This is a genomic window from Actinacidiphila sp. bgisy160 (assembly GCF_965342435.1).
Lineage (GTDB): Bacteria > Actinomycetota > Actinomycetes > Streptomycetales > Streptomycetaceae > Actinacidiphila.
Map to the genome: position 1 here is coordinate 1 of NZ_CBDRCM010000099.1, position 9,913 is coordinate 9,913.

Sequence of the window (9,913 nt, forward strand, 5' to 3'; positions counted from 1 at the left end):
GGTCTCTACGATTCCAGGGGATTGACATCACCCGAACTCTTACCGTGTCGCAGCGGTCCACGGACTGCGGATGAAGACTTACCAAGGGTGCCGCGCACGGGCGGACCGTTGACGTGGTCAGCATCGGCCGACGGTCTCGTTCCCTGCCGCTTCCCGGCAAGGGCGTGATCGATCACCACCGCCGCAGCCGGGCCCGACACTGACCCTCACCGACCCCGAGCGTCGTAGCGGCACGACACCCAGGCGGTATTGATATCATCGACCTGTGGTTCCCCGAGCGGCGAGCGGGCATCCGCTCGACTACGGGCAGACGGGTGGGCTGCCGGTCTGGGTGATCGTCTCCGGCTACTCGTGCTGATCGTCGCGCGGCTGCTGCCCACGCGGCGGGCTGGCGTACATGATCCCGGCCTCGGTCTTCCGGGAACGGCTGGCGATCGCCGGCGCAGAGTACAACAATTGCACCTACTCCCTGTCCGCCCACACCTGCATAGGGACGGACGTCGCCAAGGTCGGCACAGGGGAACTGCCCGCCGCGCAGAGTCCGCCGACCCACACCACCGTTTCCGGCGGCCCTGGCCCACGCAATTGCCCGCGGGCCACATCGGCGAGACACAGCCAAGGACGCCCAGGCCGTGGGTGTCACCAACGCCGAGATCGCCGAGCTCGTAAGCGATCCGGCGTTGAACATCCTCACGGACTCCCGCCATGCCCTCGCCAATGCCGACACCGTATGGCCGCTCGTCACCCCGCACAGCCACGCCTGACCGACGGCCCGGCCGACCGGGCCCGACGGGCGATATCACCACGCCCTGGACCGTCATCAGACACCCCCAGGATTGCGAGGAAGAATATGAGCGAATCGCGCAACATCCAGGCAGGTGCGCGTTACGACGTGGTCGTGCTGGGCGCCGGCCCGGCCGGTACGAACGTCGCCGACCGCGCCCGTGCCGCCGGTCTCTCCGTAGCGGTCGTGGAGCGGGAACTGGTCGGCGGTGACTGCGCGTACTGGGCCTGCGTGCCCAGCAAGGCGCTGCTACGGCCGGTCATCGCGCTCGCCGACGCCCGGCGCGTGGACGGTGCCCGGCAGGCCGTCAGCGGTCAGGTCGACGCCGATGGCGTCTTCGCCCGTCGCAACCGCTCTGTCCGCGACTGGGACGACACCAGGCAGGCTCTGTTCCTCAAGTCCATCGGAGCCGACCTCTTCCGTGGCCACGGCCGTCTCTACGGGCCCCGACGAGTCAGTGTCAGCCGTGACGACGGCACCCGGCAGACCCTCACGGCACGGCACGCGGTGGCCGTCGCCACCGGCAGCCGGCCGGCGTTGCCCGACATCCCGGGCATCGCCGAGGCCCGTCCCTGGACGAACCGGGAGGGCACCGATTCCAGCAGCGTCCCCGCCCGCCTCGCCATCATCGGCGGCGGCGGCGTCGGCATCGAGATGGCCACTCTCTGGCAGGGCCTCGGCTCCCAGGTCACGCTGCTCGTGCGGCGCCGCTTGATCCCCCGCATGGAACCCTTCGCCGGCGAACTGGTCGCTCAGGGATTGAAAAAGGCAGGCGCGGATGTACGGGCCGGCGTCCAGGTGACAGCTTTGCACCGCCCGGACCCGCGGGGGCCGGTCACCCTCGCCTTCGACGACGGCGGCCAGCTGGAGGCCGACGAGGTCTTGTGCGCCACCGGCCGCACGCCCGCGACCGACGATATCGGCCTGGACACGGTCGGCCTCACCCCCGGCTCGTGGCTCGATGTGGACACCACCTGTCTGGTGCAGGGGGTCGACGACCACTGGCTGTACGCGCTTGGCGACGTCAACCATCGTGCCCTGCTCACCCATCAGGGCAAATACCAAGCCCGGACCGCCGGCGACGCGATCGGTGCCCGCGCCGCAGGTCGCCCGCTGGACGACACGCCTTGGGGCGACCACGCCACCACCGCCGACGAGCACGCCGTACCCCAGGTCTTCTTCAGCGACCCCGAGGCGGCCGCGGTGGGCCTGAACGCCGAACAGGCGGAGCGCGCCGGGTACCGCATCAAGACCGTCGACCTCGACTTCGACGCCGCCCAAGGCGCCAACCTCTACGCCGACGGCTACCAGGGCCACGCCAGGCTGGTCGTCGACCTCGACCGGGAAGTCCTCGTCGGAGCGACCTTTGTCGGCCCTGGTGTGAGCGAGCTCCTGCACTCGGCAACCATCGCGGTCTCCGGCGAGATCCCGCTCAAACGGCTCAGGCACGCGGTCGCCCCCTTCCCCACCATCAGCGAGATCTGGCTCTTTCTCCTCGCCGCTTACCAGCGCGATTCGGAGAGGGCGTGTCAGCCCAATGGATGACTGGCGGTGTTCACTGTGCTTGGCAGATCTCGACGGCCCGGCGGCGGGGCGCGAGTTGAAAGCCTTGGGCATCGTCGCTGAGGGCGATGACGGTGACCCATCCGAGGTGCCGGGTGGTCGGTCCAGTCGTGAGGTGGCCGATGTAGCCGTCGTCGGTCCAGACCCGCGCCAGCCGCCGGCAGTGTGCTTCTTCGTCGCGGGCAGCAGGATGCGGGCGGCGCCCGGTCGGTCGTGGATGCTCCAGTACGCATTCTCGCAGCGCCCGACCACGGCGCACTGTGCTGGGATCACCGGCTCCCGCCCGGACGAAGGACGGGAGCCGGCCGGGGACGTGACATCGGTTGCGGCCGTGAGCCGGCAGCAAGCCCGCAGGGACGGTCGCTGATCATCACCGGCAACGGGCGCCCAGCGACTGGCATCCCCCTCTTTCTCAACCCCGCCGTGTCCACGCCCAGATGTAACAGGTTCTGGATCGGGATGCAGACACCACAGCGGGTCCATCGGGCGCATCGCCGAAGCTCACCCCGACGAGCCGAAGTCGGTGAGTTGCGCAAACCGCCCCCTCAAGGTTAGATCACATTAGTAATCTAACTGCGCTGCGCGCCCACCCGCGCCTAGCCACCTTGAGAGGAATGTCCAGTGAGCACCTATCTGATCAACCATCTCCGTATCCCTGGTGACGTCCCGAACGAGCAGGGACTGTCATACCTGGAGCAGGTCGAGGCCACTGTCAAGCCGTTCGGCGGGAAGTGGCTGGCCAATGGCGCAGCCGATGTGATCGAGGGTTCGTGGCCGGGTCTGGTCGTACTCATGGAGTTCCCCGACCGCGCCGCCGCTGAGTCCTGGTACCAATCCCCCGAGTATCAGGCGATCCTGCCGCTGCGCGTGCGCAACGCGATCTCGGACCTCGTCCTGATCGACAGCCTGCCCGCGGGCTACACCGTGAAGGGCTTCGCGCGCGAGGTGCGTGCCGCGGTCGCGGCGGCGGCCGGCGCCTCCGAGTGACCTCGTCATCCCGACCGGACCGGCCCGGTGAACGGCCCGGGAACTGGTGATGCAACGGCCCTGGCCCATATCGGGTCAGGGCCGCCCGGCGCGGGGCGGTTGCCCTCATAACGGTCTCACGAGCATGTACTCGCTCTGCCAGGCAGGCTTGTCGCCCCACTTGGTCTGCTGTTCAACGAAGCGGGGAGTCTCCGGGAGCGCTGGGCGCGTTGTCTGCCGGGCTACCCCTGGAAATGAGCGAGAGGTGGGGCCGGCCATTCAAGGGCGCCTGCGGCCGCGATCCGGGTCGGCGTCCCGCGGCCTTGGACAGTCCGGGCCGCCGCTCGACGGCTGGCTGACACTTACCGTGCCGCCTGATGGGAGACATCCCCTGCGCGGGTCGGTGGGGCTTCATAACGGTCGATCGGTCGTACCCAGGGCGATGAGTTCGGCGCTGTCCATCGCCTTCCCGAATGCCTGCGGCGCACGTCGCATGTGGAAGTAGTCCCACTGCGCGCGGTGAATCACTTGGGTCGGGTGGCCGAGCGCGTACAGCACGTCCCAGTGCAGGGCCTGGGCCCAGACATAGCCCGGTTCGCCGTCGGCGTCCATGTCCTCGACGTCGATCGGGGTGTCTGCGAGCGCGGAGGCCAAGCGGCGGCTGTCCACGGGGCCGGCGGCGAAGTCCAGGAACGCGGCGGGGTCGGCGCTCGCGGGTGTGCCGTCGGTGGTCTCCTCGTCCCAGGTGGGCCGGGAGTCGTAGCGGCCGACGACATCCGACAGCAGATCACCGGCGACACTCTGCGCGCCGGAGACAAGCTGCCGTCCGAGTCCGAACTGATGACCGACTACGGCGTATCGCGCATCGTGATCCGCCTCTAAGATTATGCCTGTCGTCTATCGCTCGCCGCAGGCGCCCGCCGCCCAGCGGAGCCCGGCCGGGTGTGCCGACCGCGATCGCGGCGCGCCCGAGGCGGCTGGCAAGGGTTCGCCGATCCCGTGCTGATCACCAGACGGCAACGTCAGATGGAGGCCTCAGCGTCAATGGGCGGGCGATGTGCGGGGGGGGCAGGGGGCAAACGTGAAAGTCGTGCACGCGTTCAGGAACTCGCCGGCGTCAGGTCCTGCAAGCCCACCACCCTCAGCAGCTGCATGCGCTGGTACGACTCCGATCCCGGGCGGGCCGTGTGGATGACGAGCCGCTGGTTGTGGTCGGAGTTGGCGAGGACCTCGCAGTCGAGTTCGAGGATGCCGATCGCAGGGTGCCGGAAGCGTTTCGTGGCGGCGCGGCGTACGGCGACCTCGTGTTCGTCCCAGAGGCGGGCGAACTCCTCGCTCGTGGCGTGTAGTTCCGCGACGAGCGAGGCCGGTTCGGGGTCGGTGGGGCGGGCCGCGGCCACCGCTCGCAGGCCGGCGACCTGCTCGCGGGCGCGCTGCGGTCGGTCCTCGGGCGGGAACAGGTCCTGAGCCGTCGGGTCCAGGAAGAAGCGGCGGATCATGTTGCGTTCTTGGGGCGGGCGGGCGAGGACGTCTCCGCTCACCACCCGTGACAACGCGTTCTGGGCCAGGACCTCGCCGTAGTCGGTCACCACCATCGCCGGGGTGTCGTGCAGCCGGTCCAGCACCAGGAGCAGGCCCGGGCGTACGTGCGTGCTGGTCGTCTCCCGGCGTGGCGGCTGTTCGCCGGTGAGGTGGAAGAGGTGGTCGCGTTCGTCCTCCGTCAGCCGCAGTGCACGGGCCAGCGCGGTGAGCATCTGGCGCGACGGGCTCGGGCCCCGGGACTGTTCCATCCGCGTGTAGTAGTCCACGGACATGCCGGCCAGCTGGGCCACCTCCTCGCGGCGCAGCCCCGGCGTACGGCGGCGGGCGCCTGCCGAGAGGCCCACGTCGGAGGGGTTCAGGCGGGCGCGAGCGCGGCGCAGGAAGTCGGCGAGTTCGGGTCGGTTCACCTCTCCAGGGTGCGGGAGGCCCGCCGGCTTATCCAGGGACTCCCGATCCCCCGATGAAGAGGTCTCTCCCGATCGTTCCCCCATCCGCCGAGGCTGGTCGTCAACGACAGGCGACACAGTGCGCGAGGAGCAGATCATGCTGACTTTGGTGACCGGTGCGACGGGACAGGTCGGACGCCGCTTCGTGCCGAGGCTGCTGGCCCAGCGGCAGCCGGGCGAGCAGGTGCGGGTCCTGGTACGGGACGCGACCCGCGGCGAGCGTTTCGCCGAGCTTGGCGCCCAGGTATTCGTAGGAGACATGCGCGACGAGGAGACCCTCGGCAAGGCGCTCGCCGGCGTGGACGCCGTCGTGAACGTCGCCGCCTCCTTCCGAGGAGTGCCGGACGAGGAGGCATGGGCCGTCAACCGGGACGCCGCGGTGGCACTGGGCCGCGCCGCGCAGGCCTCCGGTGTGGAGCGGTTCGTGCAGGTCAGCACGAACAATGTGTACGGCGTCGGACGGGGCCGCCCGCTGACCGAGGAGGACGAGAGCCGCCCGGGCGGCCAGATGTGGGGCGCCTACCCCGAGTCCAAGGCCCAGGCCGAGCGCGAACTGCTCGCGCTCAAGAACCTGGACGTACGCATCGGGCGGCTCCCCTTCGTCTACGGCGAGGGCGACCCGCACCTCGCCAACTCCTTGCATTGGGCCGCTCGTTGGGCGCCGCAGCAGCGCCTGCAGATGGCCCACCACGCTGACGTCGCCCAGGGTCTGATGCGGCTGCTGTACGCGCCTGGCATCGCGGGCCGGATCTACAACATCGCCGATGACGCCCCGGTCACCACGGTTGAGCTGTACCAGCTCAACCGTGTCGAGGTGCCCGCCGGGATCCACGAGCTCACGGACCCCGACCCGTGGTACGGGATCACGTCCAACCAGCGGATCCGCCGGGAACTCGGCTTCCGGCCGATCTACCCGAGCGTCTGGACCGCCCGGGATGCCGGAGCCCTGTGACGGTCACTGCGCCAGGTCGGTTATGAGGCGGACGTAGGGGGGTGGCCCGGTCGACCAGGGCGCCGCCCGCCGATGCCTGTCGGGCGCCGAGGATGAGGCCGCCCTCCCGGTGGCCGGCGACTGTGCGGTCGTCCGCCTCGGGAAGGGGTGGCGAGCGGGCGCATGCTGGGGATGGCGTTCGCCAGCGGTATGCCACGCCGCTGTCTCCTGCGGCGGCTGTGGCCGGGGAGTCTGGCGGTGCGCTTGCCGAGGACTCCTCGACTTCCGCAAGGCCGACGACCACCACAGCCCCGGGGCTCAAGGGTCTCCGGCTAAGAGGTCGTCTCATTTGGTGAGCCTGCGGAAGCAGATGAGGGTGCAGGCGATGCTGGTGAAGGCCAGGAAGTGGTCGGCTGAGCGTTCGTAACGGCGGTGGAGACGGCGGCATCCGGCGAGCCAGGCCATGGCCCGTTCGATCTTCCCGCGATGCCGACCCAGGCGTGCGGAGGATTCGATGCCCTTGCGTGCGATGCGATGGGCGATGCCTCGCTGCCGTAACCATCGTCGCAGGTGAGTGGAGTCGTAGGCTTTGTCCGCGTAGAGCTTGGAGGGCTTGCGCCGGCGCAGTCCGCGAGCGGATCGGCGGTATGCCGCGGACCAGCGGAATCAGTGCCTGGCTATCGTGCGTGTTCGCGCCCGAGATCCCGACGGATACGGGCAGACCGGAGCCTTCAGTTATCAAATGGATCTTCGACCTGTTCTTGCCCCGGTCAACAGGATTCGGGCCCGTCAGGTCCCCCCTTTCAAGGCCCGCATGTTCACCGAGTCGATCGCGCACCGGCTCCAGTCCAGCTCACCGTGAGAGCCAAGCTCGTCGAGGACCAGGCGGTGCAGCTTCGCCCATACCCGGGCCTTGGTCCACTCCGTGAACCGGCGATGTGCGGTCGCGCCCGACGGCCCGAACGACGGTGCGGGCAACTGCTGCCACGTGCACCCCGACGTCGCCACGAACACGATGGCCGCCAGCACTTCCCGATCCCCGTGCCGTCGCCGGCCACCGCCTTGCGGCCTGGTCGGTGCAGGCGGCACCACCCGTTGAAACAAGGCCCACAACTCATCCGGCACCAGCCGCTCAACGATCCCCACGCCCGCAGACTACCGAACCAGCCAAATGAGATCACTTCTTAGCCTCGATCTTGCATGAGGGCCCGCCAGCAAGCTGACGGGCCCTCATGCAAGATCGAGGCTAATCCTCAGTAGGTCGAACCGCTTATGGGAGCCGGTAGTGCGGAGTCAGGGCGGTGCTGCTGCAAGGAGTGATTCATCCGTGGCGTCAACCAGCACCCTCGGCGCACGCTGCTGTGACCCGTATGGAAGTCATGAGGATGCGTAGCCGCCGGGGCGGTTATTGCATGGGTGCCAGCGGCCCGGCGCGGCCCCTGACGCGCCGGGCCGCTCAAGACTTCAATACCCCTTTGCGCTGCGCGATCAGACCAGTTGAAGACCCCGTGGGTCACCCATGCGGCGTCATGTCTCTCGGCTTCCCGCCTCGGGATGCCAAAGAAGTAGCTGTTGCGGCTCACGCCGCTGCATCGTGCGGCAACGCTGTTCGGCGGCCAGTCGCCGGGTCTTCCGGCGCACTCGTTCCGCGAAGGGCTGGGGCGTCGTTGGCCCCGGCCTACTCGGCTGCGTCCAACCACGACTTGACGCCTGGGCGCCCCAACGCGATGGCCACCTCGCGTTCGCTGGGTGCGAGGGCGGCAAGAATGCACACGAGTCGGGGATCTGCCGGGACATGGTCAAGAAGTGAGTCTTCTGGGCACGTGTCCTGGGCCAGGAGGTCTCGCAGTGTAATGCCCTCACCACAGGGGGTCTCCAGGAGAAGCACTCTACGGCCACCATACCTTCGTGACCGGCCTCGTGGCCTCACTCGAACCGCGAGGTGTCTCCCGCGCCCCGCCGTACGATCTCTGCCACTCCGCCGGAGAAGTCGACCACCGTCGTCGGCTCGGTGCCGCAGTCCCCGGAGTCGACCACGGCGTCCACCGCGTGATCGAGCCGGTCCTTGATCTCCCAGCCCTGGGTCATCGGCTCCTCATCGTCAGGCAGCAGCAGTGTGCTGGACAGCAGCGGCTCGCCCATTTCGGCCAGGAGCGCCTGGGTGACCACATGGTCCGGGATGCGCACACCCACGGTCTTCTTCTTCGGGTGCAGCAGCTTGCGCGGCACCTCACGGGTGGCCGGGAGGATGAAGGTGTAGCTGCCGGGCGTGGACGCCTTCACGGCCCGGAACACGTCATTGTCCACCTGCACGAACTGGCCAAGCTGCGCGAAGTCCCGGCACATCAGCGTGAAGTGGTGCCGGTCGTCGAGGTGGCGGATCGAACGGATCCGGTCCATGCCGTCCCTGCTGCCCAGCCGGCAGCCCAGCGCGTAACAGGAGTCGGTGGGGTATGCGATGAGTGCTCCCGACCGCACCGCGTCGGCGACCTGGGCGATGCTGCGCGGCTGGGGGTTCTCGGGGTGCACGTCGAAGTACTTCGCCATCTGCCGAGCTTATGCCGTACCCGGGTCGCATCACCCCAGCAGTGCACGGGCCGGCCGGACGCCCAGCGGCCGCGGCATCCCCGATGACGCGCCGACGTAGACTTCACGTGCGCCGCCGCCGCTTACGCAGGGTGCAAGAGCGGAGCCACAGATTCATCAGTTCGGGCGACAGCACGGTGTGCCGCAGTGTCACCGTGGCGATCCTGTCGTCATGGGCATTGACCGCAGCCACACATCCGATAATCGGCCTGACCCTCCGTTCGGCCTGGTGCTCTCGCGGGTTCGCATCCCGCCGGCGGGGTGGCTGCTGATGGTTGCCATGGAGCCGCGCACGCCCGCCAGGGAGCTGGACGACCTGGCTGACCTCGGTTGGCCCATGTGGGGCGACGCCTTGGAGCGCGATCCCCGGTCGGTAGTTGTCAAGTCAAATGAGACGTTTATATCGCTATGAGCTGTGTAGTTCGGGTTGTGCTCGGTTGGTGGGCCCGAGTCCGACGGCTCGCGTCCGTACCCGCTGCGCTTGCCGCCGCCGAAGGGGATCTCCGGGTAGCTGGTCGTGTTGCCGTTGATGAAGGCCATGCCGGATTGCACGTCGCGTACGAACAAGGCCCGCTCCGCCTCGTCCTCGCTCCACAAGTTGGAGCCCAGCCCGTACGGGTGACCATTGGCGATCTCCAGAGCCTCCTCCAGCGAGCCGACGGTCCGCAGCTGCGCCACGGGGCCGAAGACCTCCTCATGGCACATCTTCATGTCGGGAGTGATGTTCGTCAGCACCGTGGGCGGGTAGAACCAGCCCGCCCGATCGGGCCGATGCCCGCCCACCAGCACGGTCGCCCCCTTGCGGACGGCATCGTCGACGTAGGCTTCCACATCCTCTCGGCCGGACTCGGTGGCCAGCGGGCCGACGTCGGTCTCATCCATCGGATCCCCCACCACCAGCGCACCCATCTTGGCAACGAACATCTCGAAGAAGGCTTCTGCGATGTCCGCGTGAACGAAGAAGCGCTTGCCTTTGATGCACGACTGCCCGTTGTTAAGGCACCGCGTCCTGACCGCGGCGTCGGTGGCCCGTTCGAGATTCGTGGAAGGCATCACGATGAACGGGTCCGAACCCCCGAGCTCGAGGACCACCTT

The 9,913-nt window shown here is 68.6% G+C and carries 10 protein-coding genes and 1 pseudogene; 5 read left to right on the forward strand and 6 right to left on the reverse strand.

Annotated features, from left to right (window positions below; translation table 11 throughout):
- Nucleotides 1-632: 632 nt before the first annotated feature.
- The 3 genes from ACRWNP_RS36345 (at nt 633) to ACRWNP_RS36355 (ending at nt 3,334) form a co-directional block, all read left to right on the forward strand.
- Entirely contained in the window at nt 633-764 is a 132-nt protein-coding gene (locus tag ACRWNP_RS36345) for a hypothetical protein (RefSeq protein ID WP_431969170.1), read from the forward strand.
- A gap of 86 nt (nt 765-850) precedes the next feature.
- Nucleotides 851-2,329 (forward strand): dihydrolipoyl dehydrogenase family protein, encoded by a 1,479-nt coding sequence (locus tag ACRWNP_RS36350; RefSeq protein WP_431969172.1) that lies wholly within the window; start codon nt 851-853, stop codon nt 2,327-2,329.
- Nucleotides 2,330-2,968: 639 nt separating this feature from the next.
- Nucleotides 2,969-3,334, forward strand: a complete 366-nt coding sequence (locus ACRWNP_RS36355; RefSeq protein WP_431969174.1) for a DUF1330 domain-containing protein — start codon at nt 2,969-2,971, stop codon at nt 3,332-3,334.
- Between the two features lie 390 nt (nt 3,335-3,724).
- On the opposite strand, the gene ACRWNP_RS36360 is transcribed toward ACRWNP_RS36355, so the two are convergent.
- Entirely contained in the window at nt 3,725-3,967 is a 243-nt protein-coding gene (locus tag ACRWNP_RS36360; RefSeq protein WP_431969188.1) for a hypothetical protein, read from the reverse strand.
- On the opposite strand from ACRWNP_RS36360, the gene ACRWNP_RS36365 reads away from it, so the two are divergent.
- The gene (locus tag ACRWNP_RS36365) at nt 3,878-4,195 is read left to right on the forward strand and encodes a GntR family transcriptional regulator (RefSeq protein WP_431969186.1); all 318 of its coding nucleotides are present in this window, start codon (nt 3,878-3,880) and stop codon (nt 4,193-4,195) included. The two genes, ACRWNP_RS36360 and ACRWNP_RS36365, sit on opposite strands and share 90 nt — an antisense overlap.
- 218 nt (nt 4,196-4,413) lie before the next feature.
- Here the strand turns inward: ACRWNP_RS36365 and ACRWNP_RS36370 are convergent, their stop codons facing one another.
- Nucleotides 4,414-5,262, reverse strand: a complete 849-nt coding sequence (locus ACRWNP_RS36370; RefSeq protein ID WP_431969176.1) for a helix-turn-helix transcriptional regulator — start codon at nt 5,260-5,262, stop codon at nt 4,414-4,416.
- Nucleotides 5,263-5,398: 136 nt separating this feature from the next.
- Between ACRWNP_RS36370 and ACRWNP_RS36375 the strand changes: the two genes are divergently transcribed.
- Complete coding sequence (locus ACRWNP_RS36375; RefSeq protein WP_431969178.1) at nt 5,399-6,253, forward strand: NAD-dependent epimerase/dehydratase family protein; 855 nt, start codon at nt 5,399-5,401, stop codon at nt 6,251-6,253.
- A 324-nt stretch (nt 6,254-6,577) separates the two neighbouring features.
- On the opposite strand, the pseudogene ACRWNP_RS36380 reads toward ACRWNP_RS36375, so the two are convergent.
- The 4 genes and pseudogenes from ACRWNP_RS36380 to ACRWNP_RS36395 form a co-directional block, all read right to left on the reverse strand.
- Nucleotides 6,578-6,868 (reverse strand): annotated as a pseudogene (locus ACRWNP_RS36380) (transposase); the annotation flags it as partial.
- A gap of 153 nt (nt 6,869-7,021) precedes the next feature.
- Nucleotides 7,022-7,378, reverse strand: coding sequence for a transposase (locus ACRWNP_RS36385; protein WP_431969180.1), 357 nt, complete (start codon nt 7,376-7,378; stop codon nt 7,022-7,024).
- A 780-nt stretch (nt 7,379-8,158) separates the two neighbouring features.
- A complete protein-coding gene (locus ACRWNP_RS36390; RefSeq protein ID WP_431969182.1) occupies nt 8,159-8,779 on the reverse strand; it encodes an L-threonylcarbamoyladenylate synthase in 621 nt (206 codons plus the stop codon).
- 189 nt (nt 8,780-8,968) lie between these two features.
- A partial coding sequence (locus ACRWNP_RS36395; protein WP_431969184.1) for an aldehyde dehydrogenase family protein occupies nt 8,969-9,913 on the reverse strand: 945 nt, incomplete at its 5' end.